The organism is Streptomyces sp. NPDC087845, from assembly GCF_044742755.1.
Lineage (GTDB): Bacteria > Actinomycetota > Actinomycetes > Streptomycetales > Streptomycetaceae > Streptomyces.
Map to the genome: position 1 here is coordinate 22687 of NZ_JBIUVC010000030.1, position 17963 is coordinate 40649.

Below are 17963 nucleotides of genomic sequence, written 5' to 3' on the forward strand. Positions count from 1 at the left end.
GGGGAATGGCGGAAGGAAGGACTGTTCCAGACGCCCAGACCGGCAGCGATCCCGGCGATCCTCGTGGACAGCCACACGATGGGCGCCGATTTCGGCGTCGACCAGCCCCTGGGTGACGCCGTAGCAATCGTCAACCACGTCCTGACACACCGGCTCGGCATCGGCCTTGGTGACGATCCCACCCTTGATCGCTTTGATGACGCGGCCCGTGCTCTGGCCCTCGCACGCGGGCCCATAGGGAGCGCTGATCTGGTGACGGTTCTGGCCGCGCAGGTAGCCACCCTCGCCAGCATCATCGCCGGACCGAACGGCGACCCGGAGCCGATGTACACCGCCCTGATCCGCGACCAGGTCGACCATGCGCGCCAACAACGGGACGCGCAACAGAGCGTCTCCGACTAGCCAACCAACCGTTCAGCAGCGTCCCAGTCGCCAACACGTACGCGGGGTGAGGACCACCATGTCCTGCCCCCGCGCCGCCGGTGTGGCCGGCTTGCCCGGGTCAGGCGCGAAAGCGGGAGAGCCAGCTGCCGGCCTGCTGCGCGGTGGCCTGTTCCTCCGCCTCCTGGCGGAGGCGCTCTTGCTCCTGGCGCTCGCGTTCGTCGGCATCGGCCTGCTGCTCGGCTGCGACGGCCCGACTCTGGCAGTCCTCGCACAGGTACGGGTGCGACTGGCGGGTCCTCCAGTCCCGGGTGTATTCGACCGCCGCCCACCGGTCGTCGGTGAACTTGCGCCCGCAGTCCTTGCACACCGGGCGCCGCGCCTCCCGCTCCGCGGCTTCCCGCTCCTCACGGCGCCGCTGCTCTTCTCGGGCGGCTTGGCGGCGGCGGGCCGGGCTCCAGGATCGCGGACGGGCGCGGCGGCGGGAAGGGGCGGATCGGTCGGGTGCGGGCATGGTGGTCTCGGTTTCTCCGGCCTGCTGGCCGGGTCGGCGGTCGTCCGGCCCGCACGCGGATCTGCGTACGGGCCGGGGCCACCATGAGGGAGCACCCCTTGTCCGCGGTCTGTCGGTCACCGCTGATGGGTGTCCGATTTCGCTTTGACCAGTATCGTTCCGGGCGGTTTGCCTATGGCCGACGCCACATCGCCCAGCACCCGGGTCAGCGGGCGGGGCGGGTGCTGGACGGCGAGGCTCCGCGCCGCCAGTCCGAGGGCTTCTGGGCGCGGAACGTCTCGCCGCTCTCGATCCGGGCCTTGTTCCTGACGGACTCCCGCTCGGCTGCCGACAGCTGCCGGGGCGCGCAGCCGGGGTTTCCCCAGCCGTCGGTCACCTTCTTGATGACCTCGCCCTTGCCGTAGTCCTTGAAGCAGGCCGGGCATTCGTAGAGGCGACGTCCGGCGGCCGAAGCGCGCCACGCGCACCGACCACCGGGCCGGTGGCGCACGGATGCGCACCGGTGCGCGCGGCGCGATGAGTTGTGCACGATGGACCGCGCTCCCCACCCTGATGCGCACCGGATGGACTCCACCGCGCACCCGATACGCCCCACATTGAGCCTCCGTCAACTTGAAGTCGCAGGTCAAATGGCTGGTATGACCAGCTCTCGGGGTGCTCACCCTGGTCGTGGGCGGCAGTCTGCGGCGTAGATCGTTTGTCAGCGGTTGACTTCGAGGTTCGTCAGGACGAGCAGAGCGCGCAGGAGGTGGGTGGCGCGGGCGGGGTCGGTGCGAAGTTTGGTGAGGGTCCGCCAATTCTTGAGGTGCGCGAAACCATGTTCGATCGGTGTGACCTATGAGCCCGCCATGCCGTCTCATTGGGTAACAGTCCGCACCCAGGGGGAGTAATGAATCATCGCTCAGGCCGTGTACTCGGTATGACTGCCGCCGCGTTAATCGGCCTAGTCGGTTGCGGCAGCGGGAAGCTCTTCGACGGCCCTACGCCCGAGTCCCGCTCGTCTGCCGTACCTGAGTACGTTGCTGCCTACCGTGCCGGATACACCGCGGGCAAGGCCGTCTACGACTCCTCGGGCAAGGGGGCGGCCGTGCGCGAGACCGTATGGGGCGGCTGTACCCGCCGGGCCCTGCAGGCCGGCAGCGCCGCCGAGATGGATCGTGGCTCCTGGGTGCGAGGCTGCCTCAACGGCGTCGCCAACGCCCCTGAGCAGTTGCCCACCGGCCCCATGACCAAGCGGACCACGGATGCAAAGATGCTGGAGCGGTTCCGTGCCTGGGCTCGCACCAAGGGTGACGCGCAGCAAGTCGACCACGTCCGCTTGCTGGCCACAGTCCAACTGACCGAACAGGACTATGACGTTGAGTTGAGCACGGACTACTCGGCAGGGTCCGGAAATCCTGGATCTGAATCGCTTGCCCAGAGTTTCGTCGAGTGGTGGGACGGCGATCACGGCCGAGACGGTACCGCCAGGAACATTCTGGTCCTTGGGGCAGATGGAAAGAGGCTGACCGCACAGCGCATCTGAGGAGCGTCAACGGCCCCGTAGCGCTGGCTCTTCGGCAGCCGGAAGTGCCGAAGAGCCGGTTCCTGCGCGCTGTAGCGGGGCGGCCTCTACGATCCGGTGCATGCTGGATCCCGAGCTGCTGGAACGGATCACCGCGCGACGCGCGGAACTGCACGAACTCGAAGAGCGGCTGGCCAAGCAGCTGGCGGAGGTACGGGACGGGCGGGACGAACTCGCCGTCGCCGAAAGTGTCCTTGAGCGGATGGGCAAGCAGCTCGCCGACGAGCGCGCCTCGGCCGCGCCAGCGGCCCGGACAGGTCGGCGGACAGGCTGTGATGCTGATCCCGCACCGCGCGCCGGACGTGGAGGAGACCATGCTCCCGCCGGGCTACCAGCGCGTCCTCGCCGCTGTGCGGCGGCCCGCCGGACCGGTCATGGCCCGGCAGGCCGACGAGATGCTGGGAGTGGACGTCAGCGTGCGGGGCAAGCTGGAACCGCTGCGTGCGAAGCTGGTCAGACTGACCGACCGCGGGTGGCTGCGGAAACTGCCCGACGGCCGGTTCACCACCCGCCTGTGACCTGTTCCGCCGCCCGGAGCGGTGCGGCCCGGGCGTAACCGAAGTGCCCCCGGCGGCCGTTGGAATTGTGTGACGAATACCAAAGAACGCGCCGAGGGCACCTGCCCGCTGGTCTACCAGTGCCGTCTGCCGCTGTCCACGAGCACCGTCAACCACCTCGCCGACCTGCTGCGATGCCATCTGAAGGCGATTCGGTCCAGGTGGCGGATCCTGCCGTCCGGAAGGATCGCGGTGATTGTCCTGGCCGGTTGCGTCACGACCAGCGCCTGGCCGACATGGCCGACATGGTCGGCGGCAACAACGTGTCGGAGTCCACCGTCCGCCGTTGGCGGGACGAGCTGATCGCCCTGCTCGCCACGCAGGCCCCGCGCCTCGACCGTGCCCTCAAGAAGATTTCGTCAAGCAGGGCGGCGAGGTGGTTCTGATCGACGGCACTCTCATCCCCACCCAGCGCCGCCCCGGCAAGGCGAACCGCCGCAACTACTCCGGCAAACACCGCCATCACGGCCTGCACTTCCTCGCCATGACCGACGAAAATGGCCACCTGATCTGGATCTCCACTGCCCGGCCCGGTCGCACCCACGACATCACCGCCGCCCGCCACGACCATGTCCTGGCCCACCTGCGCGCCGCCGGTCTCGGCACTCTGTCGACCCCGGCTATCTCCATGACCGGGCGCAGGCCCGGCGTCACCTCGCGGGGCACGGTAGTCAGCCTCAGCTCCTCACACACCTCGGTCGTCATCGTGGGGGTGCAGAGCGTCCCTGCGGCCGCCACATGCTGGAGGAGGCGGCGGGTGTCCAGCGCGTACCAGGAGCCGTCTGGGCGCTGCACCCGGTTCAGGATCAGGCAGTGGTCGTGGAGCAGAGGAAAGCCGTCACAAGACCGACGAGGCCACCAGACGCGGCGAATACGGCGACCTGACCAGCATCTACACCAGCCCCGCCGGAACCACCGAAGTCATCCGACGTGGCAGAAATCCCGGCTGAGCCGAGGACGATGGTTGTCACCAGGATCGGGCGCTGGCTGCGGCTGTCACCGGATCAGCGCGCTGCTTGTCGCCGACCGCCCGCGTCCTCACAGCATCTGGCCAGCCCGTCGAACAGCGGATCTCCGGATACAGCGCTGCGGCGGGGTTCCAGCGACAACAAGCGCTGCCTTGGGGGCAGCAACCATGCTTCGGCTCACAGCGGCGGCGGGCGGCCGCTCGAGCCCGGCCCGGTCAGTAGGAGACGTCGAAATAGTCGATGCCGGTGAGGGCGACTTCGAGGCCCGCGGCGCGGCGTCCGCCGTCCCTGAAGTACACCTCCTGCAGTCCTTCGGCGACGATGTCACGCATCTGCTGGTCGGAGGCGCCCTGCTCGCGGGCGTCGAACAGGCGGCGGGCGTAGTCCGGCGGAAGGTGGACGGTCAGTCGGCGCATCCGTCCGTCGTCGGTGGTGCCGACGGGCGCGGTGTAGCCGAACCGGGCTCGTGCCTCGATGGTGATGCCGGTTGCGGTGGCGGCCTGTTTCCGGTGGCGCCCTCGGACCTGGGGCTGCCAGCGGGCCCGTACGGCGGCGTCGATCCGGTCGGCGATGGGCTTGGGCGGGTGTTTGCGCTCGCCTGTGCGGTAGCGCTCCACCGAGCGCTGGCTGACCCCGAGTTCCGTGGCGACGGCCTTGGTGGTCTTCATCTGCCTCAGCAGGAAGTTGATGCGGGCCTTCAGGCCCTGGGGCGGCTGCCGGGTGAACGCCTCCTGGTCGGCCCGCTCGATCGCGTCCTCGATCTCTCCCACCGGTCAGCTCCCGTCCGTAGGCGCGCCGTGGCCGTAGCGGTGGCGGATCAGGTGGGCGTCGGCGGCCGGGGCGAGGTCCACGACCAGGCGCTCACCCACGCCGGAGGCCGCGGTGGCGTCGGGCGTGAGGTGGCCCAGGCTGCGCAGCTCACCGACCGCTTTACGGAAGGCGTCGCGGCCCTCGGCGGCCCGGCGCTCGTCGCGGGTGAGGGAGACCAGATCGCTGACCGTGGGCTCCTGCCCGGGGGTGTAGCCGGTGGCGAGTTCGGCCAGGACGCCGCGGGCACGCCAGGTCAGACGCATGTCCCGCATCGCCCGCGCGAACAAGGCCGGGTCGTGGACAGGCGAGGCGGAGGGAGCGGGCCACTCCGGGAAGGCCGTGGCGTCGGTGGTGTTCATCGGGTACGGCTCCTTCGGTGACATCTCCAGTGAGGGCGCGCAGGGGTACGGCCTACTCGCCCTCTTCGAGGACGGCATCGCCGCCCTTGATGTGGCGAGCGGGGTTGAGGCCCTTCTCCATCAGGTCGACCGCCCACGCCATCTCCTGGATGCCTTCCAGCTTTGCCAGGCCCGGGCTGGGGCCGAGGCGGAAGCCGCCCGGCTGCGGCTTGCCGGAGGCGGCGTACGGCAGGAAGTCCATCGGCGAGGCCCCGGGTGAGGGGTAGACGACGCAGTCGGACAGCACGGCCAGCGGGTACAGGCCCGCCATCTTGGCCATGTTGCTGAGCTTGCGGTGCACGTTGACCCGGGCCTTGCTGATGACGGCGGCCCGGATGTCCGGGCGCCAGGTCGGCCGCTGAAGGGCCGGCCACGTCTCGCCGTCGCGGTACTGCTTGCCCTGCGGGCCCTCGCGGAGCTTGCCGATGCCGCCCTTGACGGTGCCCTTGAAGGCGGCGAGCACGGCCGCCAGGGCCGGCCTTCTTCGCGGCCGGGCGGCGAGACGACGTCGCCGGGCGGGCGGGGCGCTCCGGCGTGACCGGGGCGGCGGGTGCCTCCGCCGGTGCGACGGTCTCCGCCGCGGGCACTTCGGGCGCGGCCGGGCCGGTGAACGTCTTCGGGGCCGGCTGTGGCGCGGCGGCCGGGATGGGCGCAGCGGCGGGAGTGCCGTGGGCGGGGTACTTCGCTGCCCAGCCGTTCAGCAACCGCTGGTACGCCTCCAGGCGCGGCGACTTCGGCTCGGAGCGGCCGTTCTCGTAGTTCTTGACCGACTGCGTCGATGTCTTCAACGCGACCGCGAGGCGGGCCTGGGTGATGCCGGCGGCCTCGCGGAGTCGGGCGCGCTCCGCCGGGGGCGGGAGCTGCGGCTCCTCCTCCAGCAGGGCGTCGACCGAAGCGAACAGCTCTTCCTCAGAAGCCATGTGTCTCTGCCTCCAGCCTGAGCACTAGCAGACTTTACCTCGGATTTAACTCACATATTTAACCCTTTCGAAAGCCTGTCAATGTGGCGTCAGAGAAGCACGCCAGGAATGAACATTGTCCTGTGCCATCGAAGTTTGATCTTTGCCATCGAAGGTTGATCATCAGTAAGTTCGTGCCACCGAAGTTTGATCGGCACGGCGTGCTGATGGTCAGGGGTGGCGGTGGGACAGCTCGCGGATACGTATGCAGATCCTGACCTTGGGGCGTTTGACCTGGGTTTTCTTGAGAACGGCGTACAGGTTCGGCGGTCGCTTGCCGCCTGCTGGGGTGTCCGTTTCGAGCGGGCAGCGCCAGTGCGTCCGTTCCGCTGGCCCAAGGGCGGGAAGAGCTTCGCGGGCTGGTACTTCTGCGCGACGACGGGCGAGCACATCGGGTATGAGTCGTGGCTAGAGCGGGACCGGCTGACCCTGCTGGACGCGGATCCGCAGGTGACGGGAATCGCGTCACAGCCGTTCTGGCTCCACTGGCACGACGGCCAGCGTCGGCGTCGGCATGCTCCCGACTACTTCGTGCGCCTTGCGGACGGGCGGGGCCGAGTGGTCGATGTCCGGGCCGCCGAACGTGTCGATGAGGCGGCGGCGGAAGCGTTCGCGGCGACGGAGCGGGCCTGCCGGGCAGTGGACTGGGAGTTCGTCCGGGCCGGGGCTTCGGATCCGGTGCTGATGGCGAACATGCGATGGCTGGCGCGCTACCGCAGATTGCGGTGCCTGCGCCGAGACGTGGCCGATCGGCTGGTGCAGGTCTTCAGCGAGCCGCGGCCGTTGCGGCCTGGGGCCGCGGAGGCGGGTGATCCGCTGGTGGTACTGCCGGTGTTGTTCCACCTGCTGTGGTCCGGCGTCCTGGTGACGGATGTGGCCTCGCGGTTGCTGGGCTCCGACTCCGTGGTCCACGTGGAAAAGGGGCGGTAATGGGACGGCTGAAACGGCCGGACGGCCTGGCTGTTGGGGAACGGGTCCGGTTCGACGGGCAGGTCCGGCTGGTCTTGGCGGTCTCGGGCCGGTCGGTGACGCTGTCGAACATGGGCGGCACACCGCGGGCTGTTCCGCCAGCTGTGCTGTTCGTCGACGACGACTTCGAGGTCGTGGACAACTCGGGACGGATGCCACTGCCGCCGATCTCCTTGCTGGAGACGCTGCCGGAGGCAGCGTTGGAGAAGGCTCTGTGGTGGGAGGGCCACATTCTGGAGGTCCTCCATGGCCTGCCGCCAGACGCGGATGCGGGCTCGGAGCCGAAACCCCAGTACGCCCTGTCACGTTCGCTGACTGCGCGGGAGCGGGCGAAGACCGTCGAACTCACTGCGGCGGGGCACAAAGTGACCGCGGGAACGGTGGCGAATTACCGGCGCCGTTACGAGAAGGACGGGGTGATGGGGCTGGCCGATCACCGGCCGGTCCGCAGGACACCGAAGTACGGCACGGTGGACGACGCGGTCGTGGACGCGATGCGCCAGGCGATCAGCGAGGCCACTGACGCCTCGACCCGCACCGGCACGTTCCTGCTCTGGCGGACCGAGCAGATTCTCCAGGCCAGCGAGGCTGGCCTGGAGGCGAAACTGCCTTCGCGCCGCACGCTCTACCGGCTGCTGGACAAGCTCACCACCGGCACCCACACCACCGGGTCGGCAAGAAACCGCAGGTCACGAGCGCACGGGGCGATTGCGCCATTCGGTGAGCTGCCCGCGTTCGCGCCTGGCGAGGTGATGCAGATCGACTCCACTCCGCTGGACGTGCTGGTCCGCCTGGACGACGGGATTGCCGCCACCGTCGAGCTGACGGGCATGGTCGACGTCGCGACCAGGACGGTGACCGCGGCGGTGCTGCGGCCCACGACGAAGGCGGTCGACGCCAGCGTGCTGCTGGCCCGCACGGTCACCCCGGAACTGATGCGGCCCGGTTGGGTCGACGCCTTGCGCATGTCCCGCTCGGTGTTGCCGCACCGGAGGCTGCTGTCTCTGGACGAACGCTTTGAGCATGCCGCCGCCCGGCCGGTGATCGTCCCCGAAATGATCGTCTGCGACCACGGCAAGGCATTCATGTCCCGCAACTTCCTCGCCTCCTGCCGCTTCCTTCAGATCGATCTCCAGCCCGCGCACAAGGGCTCGCCCTTCGAGAAGGGGACGATCGAGAAGACACTCGCATCCGTGGGCACGCTGTTCACCCAGTTCCTGCCCGGCTTCACCGGCAACACGACCGAGCAACGCGGCCGACATCTGGACAAGCAGCCCTTGTGGTCCCTGCTGGAACTGCAGGAACTCCTGGACGAGTGGATCGTCGCGCAGTGGCAGAACCGTCCGCACGACGGACTGCGGGACCCTGCCACACCCGGCCGGTCATTCACGCCCAACGAGAAGTACGCCGCGCTCGTCGAAGCCTGCGGCTACGTCCCCGTCGCGCTCAGCGGTGACAACTACGTCGAGCTGTTGCCCTCACTCTGGCGCGCGGTCAACGACTACGGCATCAAGATCAAACGCCGCACCTACGACAGCCCAGCCCTGGCCGGCCTGCGACGCCAGCACTCCGGCGTCAAGGAAAAGAAGGGGTTGTGGGAGGTCCACCACGACCCCTACGACGTCTCCCGGATCTGGGTACGCGACCACCGCACGGGCAGCGGCTGGATCGAGGCCACCTGGAAGCACCTGCACCGCGTTCCGGTCCCCTTCGGTGAACTGGCCTGGGACCACGCCGCCCAGGGCCTGCACGGGGCGACCGAGACAGAGATCGCCGACGCGGTTGCTGCCCTGTTGGCCAAGGCCCACGCCGGCCCCGGCCAGCCGGTGAAGGCGAAACGGAACGCCCGGGACAAGCGGGTCGCCGCCCGCACCCGTGCCGCCGGGCCTACCACCCCCCTCCCCGCTGCCCCGGCCGAGCCCGAGGCCGCCGCACCGGAAACATCCGGCGAGGACGCTGAGCCGCTGGCCGAGGTGATCCCACTGGGCCTGTTCAACCCGCTCGAAGATCCATGGAGACGCACGTGACCCCTCCCGGCCACATACCCGACGCCGCCGTGAGCACGGCGGATGACCAGGCCGGATACCAGCTGACCACCCGGCAGGGATGGTGCCACTTCACCGCCGAACCTCCCGCACCGCCCACGCTGCTGAGCACGGACGAATACGAACGGCTGGAGCCGTTTCAGCGGCAGCTCTACGACGAGGATCGGCTCGACCACCATGCCCGGCTGCGCGTGGTCGCCACATCCACGGTCCGCCACACCGTCACCTGCGGCCGCCGCCTGGTCCTGCTCAACAAGCACGCGATCAGCGCCCGCCGGGGCCTGATCGTCTCCGGCCCAGCTGGCACCGGCAAGACCATCGCCATCACCCAGCTCGGCAGGGCCCACGAACTCCTCGACCAGGCCCGCCATCCGAACGACCCCAATCGGATCCCGGTCGTCTACATCACCGTCCCGCCCGCCGCGACCGCCCGCATGGTCGCCGCCGAGTTTGCCCGCTTTCTCGGCCTGCCGGTTCGCCGCAGTTCCAACATCACCGACATCATCGAGGCCGTCGTCGGCGTCTGCACCGACACCCGCACCGGACTGATCCTGGTCGACGAACTCCACAACATCTCCCTCACCAGCCGCACGGGAGCCGAAGTCGCCGACACCCTGAAGTACTTCTCCGAGCGGATCCCCGCGACGTTCGTCTACGCCGGCATCGACATCGAGCACTCCAACCTGCTCTCCGGAACCCGCGGCCAGCAGATCGCCGGCCGGTTCACACTCATCCCCACCACCCCGTTCCCCTACAACGCGGAATGGAAGGGACTGGTCGCCACCCTGGAAAGCACCCTGCTCCTGCACCGCCACCGGCCCGGCACTCTCACCCGCCTGGACCGCTACCTTCACGACCGGACCGGCGGCATGATCGGCGCCCTGTCCCACGCGATCCGCGGAGCCGCGATCGACGCCATCCTCATCGGCACTGAGGCCATCACCAAGGACTCCCTCGCCGCCATCCCGCTGGACCACTCCGCGCAATCCTTGCAGCCCACCTCGACGAAGGTCCGCCGGTGACTCTGACGAGGCCGCTTGCTCAGCTGCCGATCAACGTCCGTCCCCGGCTCGGCGAGACCACCGTCCACTACGTCCAGCGCCTCGCCCGCGCCAACCACCTCAAGTCCAGCTACCTCCTTCGCATCCTCACCGGCCCCGCCGCCACACGAACCCTTCACGTGAAACTCGAACGGCTGGCCGCACTCAGCGGGCGTCCCGCGGACATACTTAAGGTCACGCTCGCGGACGCCGGCCCCACCTTGATTCCTGTCCACACCGCCGCCTCGCTCCGCCTGGAACGATTTGCATCACAGAAGTCCCGCCACCACAGTTCCAACCTCATTGGCCAGATCAAAAGGGACGCCCTCAGAAGCAAGGGCACCCTGCGCCAACTTGCAGCCAAGTGGATGTTGCCGCGTTGGCTGATCAAAAAAATCCTCAGCCCCGACTTCCCCGATCGCAGACCCGTGGGACGCTCCCTCATCTCCGAGGAACTGCACTCCAGGCTCCGCGCCTGCTATGAGCAAGGGTTGACTCCAGCGCAGACATGGACCGACCTCGTCGACAACCACGACCTCGATGTTCCAGAAGGCTCAATCCGCCACCGCTTTGCCCTGTTCGACCTGGAACGCGGAGTCGCCCGACTCTCAGAGACAGAGTGACTGTCCTGTCTCGAAGGATCTGGTCCCGTCTCAAGTGACCTGGTCTGATCCGCCGTTGCTCTCAGCTGCCCTGGTTCGTCATCCTGATCACTGCACTACTGTGTCGAGCCATGAACGCGGACCGCTGGTTGACAGACACCCGGATCTCTTACGACACGGTCGCGGTCAGCTATGCCGACCAAATACGCGAGGCTTTGGCCGGGGAACCGTATCTTCGTGCGGCTCTGGCAGTCTTCGCCGACTTGGTGCACGCCGCCGGCGGTGGGCCGGTGGCGGACGTGGGCTGCGGACCCGGACACGTCACTGCTCACCTGCACGAGCTGGGCGTGGACGCTTTCGGCATCGATCTTTCATCCGCGATGATCGACGTGGCTCGGCGTGACCACCCCCGCCTGCGGTTCGAGGTGGGCTCGATGACGGACCTCGACCTCCCCGAGGCTTCAGTCGTCGGCCTGCTCGCCTTTTGGTCGTTGATTCACATCCCCGACGAAGCAGTCCCCACGGTCTTCGGCCACTTCCGCCGCGTGTTGCGTCCCGGCGGACCACTGCTGCTCGGCTTTCACGTCGGCGATGAGTCGAGGCTGAAGACGCAGGGCTACGGCGGTCACCCGATGAACGTCCACGTTCACCGCCGCCAGCCTGACCAGCTGGCGGTCTGGCTACGCGATGCTGGATTCACTATCGAGGCCCAAATGCTGCTCGACCTCGACGAGAGCGTTCCAGGGGCGGTTCTCTTCGCACGCCGCCAGTCCTAGCGTCGGCGGTCCGGTTGCGGCCGACCATATTCGGTGAACCAGAGTGCCCACCGGCTCGGGACAGTGACCTCTGCCACTCAAACTTCGATGGCACGTGATCAAAGTTCGATGGCAGAGGACAAACATCCGTACATCGAGGGCGAGTTGGTTGAGGGTGTCGCCTAGGCGGTGTTGAGCGAGGGGGAGCACCGCGAGGTGCTCGCGGCGGCTGCTTCGATCTCCGCGGCCTCCACGCGGTTGCCTCGGATCTCGAGCTGACGGTCCCTACGGCCCCGGAAGTGCAGCGTGCCGGCCTCGTCGAGGTGGCCGAAGTCGCCCGTGCGGTAGGCGCGCACGGTGGCTCCGGACAGCTCGAATGAGACGAAGGCGCGCGGGCGGCCGCCACACCGGGTGGATGCGGCGGCCGTGGGTGGGGTCGGCTCGTGGTCCGAGTCAGTCGGCCCGGAGCAGGACGTGCAGCTCGGCGGTGTCGATGATGTGGGCCCGTGAGGGAAACACCTGATGGAGCAGGACGTTGTGGACGTCGGCGTCCGGGTCGGCGACGCCGTCGGAAAGGACGCAGAGCCGGTAGTCGCGGTCGGCCGCGTCGATGACCGTGGACAGGACGACGCCGCTGGTACTGATGCCGCACACGACCAAAGCGGTAATGCCGCGTTCGCGCAGCTGCCGGTCGAGGTCGGTGGTGGACATGCCTCCGTAGCGGGTCTTGCGCACGACGATGTCGCCGTCCCGGGGAGCCAGGCGCTCGTGGATGGCAGCGGCAGGGTCCTCGTCGTGCATCACGCGGTGTTGGGCCACTACGGCGAAGGACTTGTTGGTGGCCGGGATCGCGTCCCAGTCGTCCTCGGTGAAGCCGGCGCGTACGTAGGCGATGGTGCCTCCACTTGCGCGGACGTCTGCGATGGCCCCCTCCACGCGATCGAGCAGGGCGTCGCGCTCCCCGCCTTCGGGCAGCACGGCCAATATCACGGGCTGGTAGTCCATGACGAGAAGAGCGGTGTGCGCGGGGTCGAGTGCTGGGGCAGTGCTCACGCGGGTGTTCTCCTTACTTGTGGTGTGCCTGGTCGTCGCAAAGGCGCATCGACGGGCCAGCTGCGGCAAGTTGCGGTGTGGGTCAGGAGTGGTTGCGGGCCGGTTCCGGCTCGTGCTGCGGCGTGTGGTCGCGCCGGGGAAGCAGGAGCGGGGTGATCAGGATGAGCAGTCCCGCGACCGTGATCGAGGTGCGTGGGCCGGTGACGTCGGCGAGCAGCCCGCCGAACGCGGTGCACACCGCGATGGACGCCTGCTGGCCGATCGACCAGGCCGACAGGGTGCGGGCGACGAGGTGCTTGGGGGTGTGTTCGAGCCGGTAGGTGGCGAGCACCGGGGTGTACAGGCTCATGTTGATGATGATCGCCAGCTCGACGGCCATCACGGTGACGAGGCCGACGACGCCGGGACGGACGAAGGCCAGGCCGATCAGCCAGACGGCGCGCAGGGTGCCGACGATCCGGAAGACCCCGTGCCGGCCGTAGCGGGCCACGACCCGGGGGGCCAGTCGGGAGCCGATGAGTCCGCCGACACAAGGGACGGCGAAGGCGAGGCCGTACTGCCAGGCCGGAAAGCCGAGTTCGCGTAGCAGGAGCACGGCCAGCAGCGGCTCGGTGGCCATGATCAGGCCGGAGACGAGCATGTTGTTGAGGTAGAGCGCCCGCAGAACGGAATGGCCCATGATGTGTCGCCAGCCGTCGAGCAGAGCGCCCACGCGGACCGGGCTCCTGTCGGTTGTTGGCGGCGCTTCCTCCCGGCCGCGGATCGCCATGATGCCCAGCGCGGAGAACAGGTAGCTGAGCGCGTCGGCCACCACGGTGGTGACCGGCCCGAACAGGCCGATCGCCGCCCCGCCCAGCGGCGGCCCGACCGCGATGGAGCTCCAGTTCGTGGACTCGAACCGCGCGTTGGCCACGAGCAGGTCATCGGGCCGGACGAGGGCCTTGAGGTAGGCGCCGCTGGCCGCGCTGAAGGCGATCTTGGCCGCGGCGACCACGGCCGAGGTCACGAGAAGCTGGACGAAACCGAGCCGGCCGAAGGCGTAGGCGAGCGGAATCGTCGCCATGACCGCGAACCGGGCCAGGTCCATCGCGATCATGACCGGGCGCTTGCGCCGGAACTCCACCCATGGCGCGAGCGGCACCGCGATCAGCGCGCCCACCGCAGGCCCCACCGCGGACAGCGCGGACACCTCGGCGGGGCTGGCGTGCAACGCCAGCACGGCGATCAGAGGTAACGCTCCGAATCCCAGCCCGGACCCATAAGCGCTCACCGCGTACGCCGCCCACAGCCAGCCGAACTCCCGGCCCAGCCGTCTCCTGCTCACCATGCTCAGCGCTCCCACCCGAACAAACCGACGTTGACCGGTGAGAGCTAAGCGAGCAGCACAACAGCAGGTCAAACAACTGCACTGCCACCTCTTCACAACCATCCGTTGTTCACTAAGGTGATCGGTGTGGATCTCGAAGCAGTACGCACCTTCGTCGCCGTCGCGGAAGCGGGCCAGTTCCAGAAAGCCGCCGCCGACCTGTCGATCACCCAGCAGGCCGTCTCCAAACGCATCGCCGCGCTGGAGCGCAACCTCGGCGTCCGGTTGTTCACCCGCGCCCCCCGCGGCGCCGAGCTCACCATCGATGGGCAGGCATTCCTCCTCCACGCCCGCGAGCTGCTGCGCGTCGCCGAGCGCGCGGTCGCGTCCGTGCGCCCCGGCCGCCGTCCGCTGCGCATCGACGTGATCGCCTCGCGCAGCGCGCAGGCGGGCCTGATGCGCGACTTTCACCGCAAACACCCCGAGATCGACCTCGACGTGGTGATGCTGTTCGAAATCGAGACGGCCGTCACCGCCATCCGCTCCGGTGCGATCGACGCGTCCTTCCGCGCCGTCGCCGCGCCCGGCCGGCCCCTTCCCGAGAACATCGAGTCCGTCCGGGTGCTCGACGAGCCGCTCCAACTCCTCACCGGCCCCGCCCACGCGCTGGCGGGCACCCGGTCGGTAACCGTCGCTCAGCTCGCCGGGCACCGGATCTGGATGCCCGGCATCGTCCCCGGTACCGAGTGGGGCGCCTACTACGACGACCTCGTCGCCGAGTTCGGCCTCACCATCGAGGCGACCGGCCCCAACTTCGGCTCCGACGCACTCCTCGACACCATCGCCGACACCCCGGCCCTGGCCACCTTCATGGGCGAGCACACCCGCCTCATCTGGCCCGCCGGCCACGGCCTGCGCCGCATCCCGGTGACCGACCCGACACCCGTATACCCGCACTCGCTCCTCTGGCGCCGCGACAACCCCCACCCAGCGCTGGCCACCCTCCGCGCCCACCTCGCCGCCACAGCGGCCGACCACGACGCCGCCGGGACCTGGGTACCGGGCTGGGTGATTCGGCGCTGAACGCTGCCATCACACAGCCGCGCGCCGACGGGGCTGGTGACCACCTCGACACCGACCACCACCACGCCACCACCACTGGACGCAAACCCATCCTGACCATCGGCGATGGCCCCACACGATCAATCAGCACCTGATCGTCTCGGAACGCACCGCCCAGTCCGATATCCCCGTCAGCCCGAGGTGGCTCGGCACCCAGTTCCGCGAAGTCGGCGTCACCCTCAACCAGATCCGCCAGGACCGGCAGCCGGAAGAGGCCCTCACCCGCGGACCCAACGCCCTCCACCTGGCCGTCGTCTTCGGCATCAGCGAGCGCGCCGCGATGCGCTACGCCGACGCCGACAGAGCCTTCCTCGAGTCACCGCTTGAGCAGTAGTCCAAGTCACCTGTCGCCCTCGCGCAGCTCTGGCGTATTCGATTGTTGTCCGCGCCGAGGCCGACGACCGATCGGCGGCCTCGTAGATCCGTCGTGCTGCCGGGCACGAGCTCAAGCGGGCGGCGTAACCGAAGACCACACGCCGAACCACTGCTCGGCACCCCACTCCTCGTACCGCTCCACCTCGGTGAACCCGAGCTTCACCGCGAGGCGCATCGAGCGGTCGTTGGCGGTCTGGGTGCAGAGCACCACCGGCCGCCGGGAAACACGTCGGCGAACCAGCCGAGTGCCGCAGCGCACGCCTCGGTGGCGTACCCGCATCCCCACGCCTCCGGCAGGAACATGTAGCCGAGCTCGGTCCCCCCGGCCTCCGGACGGCGGTAACCCGGACGTTCCGGGTCGCGCGGGTCGAGCTGGATCGTGCCGATCATCGCCCCGTCGAGATCGAACACGAAGAAGCCAGGGCGTCGCCCGGGTACCTCGGGCACCGCGCGCTCGAGCTCATTACGCGGTCGAGGGCCACCGAGGTAGGTGCCACCTCTGGCGAGGCGAACAGCTCGATGACCCCCGCACGGTCCCGGGCCTCGGACTCACGGAGTACGAGCCGCTCGGTCTCTATCGGGGCAGGTGGCCAGGCGACGGGTCTGAGGTCAGTCATGCCAGCCGACCTAGCCAGCAGGCTCGACAGCGATCAAGAAGGAGGCCCCGTAGTAGTCGCCGGAGTTACGACCGGCCAAGGAGGACGGGAAAGCCGTCTGCATCGGACGAAGGGGGCCAGGTAATCGGACACCCGAAGTCGGGAGGTATGCGAAATGCAGAGCGCCGAAACGGTGCTTGGTGTCCTGCGTGAGCGCGGCAGGCGTGGTCTGCCGAGTGAGGAACTGTATCGACAGATGTTCAATCCGCAATCCGCAGCTGTATCTACTGGCCTACGGTCGTATCTACTCCAACAAGGGGACGATGACGCCGGGGCCACGCAGGAGACCGTGGATGGTATGTCAACGGGACGGATCGATCGCATCATTGATGCGATGCGTCACGAGCGCTATCGCTTCCGCCCCGCGAGACGAGTTTATATCCCGAAGAAACAGAGCGGAAAGACTCGGCCTCTCGACCTGCCTACCTGGTCGGATAAGTTGGTTGGCGAGGTGGTGCGACACCTGTTGGAGGCGTATTGCGAGCCGGTCTTCTCCAGCCGGTCCCACGGATTCCGTCCCCGGAAAGGCTGCCACACCGCGCTGCGCGAAGTGGCCAACACCTGAACGCGGACGACCTGGTTCGTCGACGAGCGTCCAGGTCACGTCCGTCCGGATGCCGGGGAGGCCGAACTCGGCTACATGTTCCTGCCGGAGGCATGGGGATGCGGGTACGCCACCGAGGCGTGCGCTGCGGCACTCGGCTGATTCGCCGACGCGCTTCCCGGCGAGCCGGTGGTGCTCTGCACCCAGACCGCCAACGTCCGCTCGATGCGCCTCGCGGCGAAGCTGGGGTTCACCGAGGTGGAGCGGTACGAGGAATACGGCGCCGAGCAGTGGTTCGGTGTGTGGTCCTCGGTCACGCCCTCCGGTTGAGCTCGTGCTCGACAGCGCGGATCCACGAGGCCACCGAACGCCCCCTGCTGGCGCGTGGACTGGGTCGAGGAGCTCCACAACGACCCCGAGGCGATGCGCCGCCTGGCTGCCTCCGAGAGCGCAGCCATCCGACGCACCGTCGTGCACGCCCGTCACCTGCCCCCGACGTCCTGGACCGCCTCTCGCACGACCCCGACCCCGACCCCAACCCCCAAGTGCATTCCAGCCTCGCCTACTTCTGCAAGGACGCCATGGCAGTCCGCCTGGCGAAACTCGTCCCCGGCAGGCACACTGCCACGGTGCGGGCGGCCGCGCACCACCCGAACATGGAGAACCCGGTCCGCTTCAGCACCGAACCGACATCGTTCCTGGAGACCGTATGAACAGCGCCCTTCTCGTGATGGACGTCCAGCGAGCCGTCGTGGACATTGTCGACGACGGCTCCGGATACCTGCCCCGCCTGCGCAGGGCGATCGATGGTGCCCGGGCGGCAGACATACCTGTCATCTACGTGGTCATCGCACTACGCCCGGGCTTTCCGGAAGTCGGCCCGCACAACAGGGCACTCACCGCCGTCGCGCGAGCCGGACTCCATGTCGAGGGAGACCCCGGCACCGAAATCCACCCCGATGTCGCGCCCCGGCCGGGCGAGGTGGTGGTCACCAAGAGACGGGCGAGCGCGTTCTCGGGCAGCGACCTCGACGTGGTGCTCAGAGCGCACGGCATCGACAGCCTCGTCCTCACCGGCATCGCCACCAGCGCCGTGGTACTGCACACCCTGTGCCAGGCCAACGACCTGGACTTCGATCTCACCGTCCTCGCCGACGCCTGCCTGGACACCGACGCCGACGTTCACCGGTTCCTCACCGAGAAACTGTTCCCGCAATGGGCGGACGTCGTCACCGTCGACAACTGGCTCAATGCCACCACACCCCGTTAGCGGCAGACCAGGGAGAAACTGGTGTGTGGTGGCACATGTCGACGCATTGCTGCTGCTTCGGGCATGACCTCGTCA

22 protein-coding genes and 6 pseudogenes are annotated in these 17963 nt (G+C 68.5%); 16 read left to right on the top strand and 12 right to left on the bottom strand.

The window, feature by feature from the left end:
- Positions 1-63: 63 nt before the first annotated feature.
- Positions 64-402 carry a hypothetical protein gene (locus ACIOMQ_RS39085; protein WP_401941659.1) on the top strand — a complete coding sequence of 113 codons (339 nt, stop codon included), beginning with the start codon at positions 64-66 and terminating at the stop codon, positions 400-402.
- A 100-nt stretch (positions 403-502) separates the two neighbouring features.
- Here the strand turns inward: ACIOMQ_RS39085 and ACIOMQ_RS39090 are convergent, their stop codons facing one another.
- The 3 genes and pseudogenes from ACIOMQ_RS39090 to ACIOMQ_RS39100 form a co-directional block, all read right to left on the bottom strand.
- A complete protein-coding gene (locus tag ACIOMQ_RS39090; protein ID WP_362210611.1) occupies positions 503-895 on the bottom strand; it encodes a hypothetical protein in 393 nt (130 codons plus the stop codon).
- Between the two features lie 205 nt (positions 896-1100).
- Positions 1101-1424, bottom strand: a complete 324-nt coding sequence (locus tag ACIOMQ_RS39095; RefSeq protein WP_362210614.1) for a hypothetical protein — start codon at positions 1422-1424, stop codon at positions 1101-1103.
- 171 nt (positions 1425-1595) lie between these two features.
- Positions 1596-1724: pseudogene (locus tag ACIOMQ_RS39100) on the bottom strand (IS5/IS1182 family transposase); the annotation flags it as partial.
- A 258-nt stretch (positions 1725-1982) separates the two neighbouring features.
- Here ACIOMQ_RS39100 and ACIOMQ_RS39105 point away from each other — a divergent pair.
- From ACIOMQ_RS39105 to ACIOMQ_RS39120, 4 genes and pseudogenes are all read left to right on the top strand, one after another.
- A complete protein-coding gene (locus ACIOMQ_RS39105; RefSeq protein WP_401271321.1) occupies positions 1983-2420 on the top strand; it encodes a hypothetical protein in 438 nt (145 codons plus the stop codon).
- A gap of 314 nt (positions 2421-2734) precedes the next feature.
- On the top strand, positions 2735-2977 hold the full coding sequence (locus ACIOMQ_RS39110) for a hypothetical protein (protein ID WP_401941654.1): 243 nt from the start codon (positions 2735-2737) through the stop codon (positions 2975-2977).
- A 248-nt stretch (positions 2978-3225) separates the two neighbouring features.
- The gene (locus ACIOMQ_RS39115; RefSeq protein WP_362210623.1) at positions 3226-3402 is read left to right on the top strand and encodes a hypothetical protein; all 177 of its coding nucleotides are present in this window, start codon (positions 3226-3228) and stop codon (positions 3400-3402) included.
- A pseudogene (locus ACIOMQ_RS39120) lies at positions 3393-3548 on the top strand (transposase family protein); the annotation flags it as partial. The gene ACIOMQ_RS39115 and the pseudogene ACIOMQ_RS39120, both read left to right, overlap by 10 nt.
- Here ACIOMQ_RS39120 and ACIOMQ_RS39125 read toward each other — a convergent pair.
- The 4 genes from ACIOMQ_RS39125 to ACIOMQ_RS39140 form a co-directional block, all read right to left on the bottom strand.
- Positions 3479-3811: a hypothetical protein gene (locus ACIOMQ_RS39125; RefSeq protein WP_402192528.1), complete on the bottom strand. Its 333-nt coding sequence runs from the start codon at positions 3809-3811 to the stop codon at positions 3479-3481. The pseudogene ACIOMQ_RS39120 and the gene ACIOMQ_RS39125 sit on opposite strands and share 70 nt — an antisense overlap.
- Before the next feature lie 388 nt (positions 3812-4199).
- On the bottom strand, positions 4200-4754 hold the full coding sequence (gene tpg, locus ACIOMQ_RS39130; RefSeq protein ID WP_401941648.1) for a telomere-protecting terminal protein Tpg: 555 nt from the start codon (positions 4752-4754) through the stop codon (positions 4200-4202).
- A 3-nt stretch (positions 4755-4757) separates the two neighbouring features.
- Positions 4758-5153, bottom strand: coding sequence for a hypothetical protein (locus ACIOMQ_RS39135; protein WP_402192530.1), 396 nt, complete (start codon positions 5151-5153; stop codon positions 4758-4760).
- A 52-nt stretch (positions 5154-5205) separates the two neighbouring features.
- On the bottom strand, positions 5206-5655 hold the full coding sequence (locus tag ACIOMQ_RS39140) for a hypothetical protein (RefSeq protein ID WP_402192532.1): 450 nt from the start codon (positions 5653-5655) through the stop codon (positions 5206-5208).
- A gap of 71 nt (positions 5656-5726) precedes the next feature.
- Here ACIOMQ_RS39140 and ACIOMQ_RS39145 point away from each other — a divergent pair, with 71 nt between their 5' ends.
- Complete coding sequence (locus tag ACIOMQ_RS39145) at positions 5727-5951, top strand: hypothetical protein (protein WP_402192535.1); 225 nt, start codon at positions 5727-5729, stop codon at positions 5949-5951.
- Here the strand turns inward: ACIOMQ_RS39145 and ACIOMQ_RS39150 are convergent.
- Positions 5948-6112 (bottom strand): annotated as a pseudogene (locus ACIOMQ_RS39150) (hypothetical protein); the annotation flags it as partial. The gene ACIOMQ_RS39145 and the pseudogene ACIOMQ_RS39150 overlap by 4 nt on opposite strands.
- Positions 6113-6328: 216 nt before the next feature.
- Here ACIOMQ_RS39150 and ACIOMQ_RS39155 point away from each other — a divergent pair.
- From ACIOMQ_RS39155 to ACIOMQ_RS39175, 5 genes are all read left to right on the top strand, one after another.
- A complete protein-coding gene (locus ACIOMQ_RS39155; RefSeq protein WP_390940671.1) occupies positions 6329-7081 on the top strand; it encodes a TnsA-like heteromeric transposase endonuclease subunit in 753 nt (250 codons plus the stop codon).
- Positions 7081-9147: a Mu transposase C-terminal domain-containing protein gene (locus ACIOMQ_RS39160; RefSeq protein ID WP_402192538.1), complete on the top strand. Its 2067-nt coding sequence runs from the start codon at positions 7081-7083 to the stop codon at positions 9145-9147. The genes ACIOMQ_RS39155 and ACIOMQ_RS39160 overlap by 1 nt, the downstream gene beginning before the upstream one ends.
- Positions 9132-10187: a TniB family NTP-binding protein gene (locus tag ACIOMQ_RS39165; RefSeq protein WP_390940667.1), complete on the top strand. Its 1056-nt coding sequence runs from the start codon at positions 9132-9134 to the stop codon at positions 10185-10187. Before ACIOMQ_RS39160 ends, ACIOMQ_RS39165 begins: the two co-directional genes overlap by 16 nt.
- The gene (locus ACIOMQ_RS39170; protein WP_390940665.1) at positions 10184-10828 is read left to right on the top strand and encodes a hypothetical protein; all 645 of its coding nucleotides are present in this window, start codon (positions 10184-10186) and stop codon (positions 10826-10828) included. The genes ACIOMQ_RS39165 and ACIOMQ_RS39170 overlap by 4 nt, the downstream gene beginning before the upstream one ends.
- 110 nt (positions 10829-10938) lie before the next feature.
- On the top strand, positions 10939-11583 hold the full coding sequence (locus ACIOMQ_RS39175) for a methyltransferase domain-containing protein (protein WP_390940663.1): 645 nt from the start codon (positions 10939-10941) through the stop codon (positions 11581-11583).
- Positions 11584-11744: 161 nt separating this feature from the next.
- On the opposite strand, the gene ACIOMQ_RS39180 is transcribed toward ACIOMQ_RS39175, so the two are convergent.
- The 3 genes from ACIOMQ_RS39180 to ACIOMQ_RS39190 form a co-directional block, all read right to left on the bottom strand.
- A complete protein-coding gene (locus ACIOMQ_RS39180; RefSeq protein ID WP_362210629.1) occupies positions 11745-11918 on the bottom strand; it encodes a hypothetical protein in 174 nt (57 codons plus the stop codon).
- A gap of 97 nt (positions 11919-12015) precedes the next feature.
- Positions 12016-12615, bottom strand: a complete 600-nt coding sequence (locus ACIOMQ_RS39185; protein WP_362210632.1) for a cysteine hydrolase — start codon at positions 12613-12615, stop codon at positions 12016-12018.
- A gap of 82 nt (positions 12616-12697) precedes the next feature.
- On the bottom strand, positions 12698-13942 hold the full coding sequence (locus tag ACIOMQ_RS39190) for an MFS transporter (protein ID WP_401988756.1): 1245 nt from the start codon (positions 13940-13942) through the stop codon (positions 12698-12700).
- A gap of 126 nt (positions 13943-14068) precedes the next feature.
- On the opposite strand from ACIOMQ_RS39190, the gene ACIOMQ_RS39195 reads away from it, so the two are divergent.
- A complete protein-coding gene (locus ACIOMQ_RS39195; RefSeq protein WP_362210638.1) occupies positions 14069-15004 on the top strand; it encodes a LysR family transcriptional regulator in 936 nt (311 codons plus the stop codon).
- A 484-nt stretch (positions 15005-15488) separates the two neighbouring features.
- On the opposite strand, the pseudogene ACIOMQ_RS39200 reads toward ACIOMQ_RS39195, so the two are convergent.
- A pseudogene (locus tag ACIOMQ_RS39200) lies at positions 15489-16035 on the bottom strand (GNAT family N-acetyltransferase).
- A 154-nt stretch (positions 16036-16189) separates the two neighbouring features.
- On the opposite strand from ACIOMQ_RS39200, the pseudogene ACIOMQ_RS39205 reads away from it, so the two are divergent.
- The 4 genes and pseudogenes from ACIOMQ_RS39205 to ACIOMQ_RS39220 all read left to right on the top strand — a co-directional run.
- A pseudogene (locus ACIOMQ_RS39205) lies at positions 16190-16636 on the top strand (maturase); the annotation flags it as partial.
- A 27-nt stretch (positions 16637-16663) separates the two neighbouring features.
- Positions 16664-16948 (top strand): annotated as a pseudogene (locus ACIOMQ_RS39210) (GNAT family N-acetyltransferase); the annotation flags it as partial.
- Positions 16949-17199: 251 nt separating this feature from the next.
- Positions 17200-17331, top strand: a complete 132-nt coding sequence (locus tag ACIOMQ_RS39215; RefSeq protein ID WP_362210641.1) for a hypothetical protein — start codon at positions 17200-17202, stop codon at positions 17329-17331.
- The gene (locus ACIOMQ_RS39220) at positions 17328-17888 is read left to right on the top strand and encodes an isochorismatase family cysteine hydrolase (protein WP_362210644.1); all 561 of its coding nucleotides are present in this window, start codon (positions 17328-17330) and stop codon (positions 17886-17888) included. Before ACIOMQ_RS39215 ends, ACIOMQ_RS39220 begins: the two co-directional genes overlap by 4 nt.
- Positions 17889-17963 lie beyond the last annotated feature (75 nt).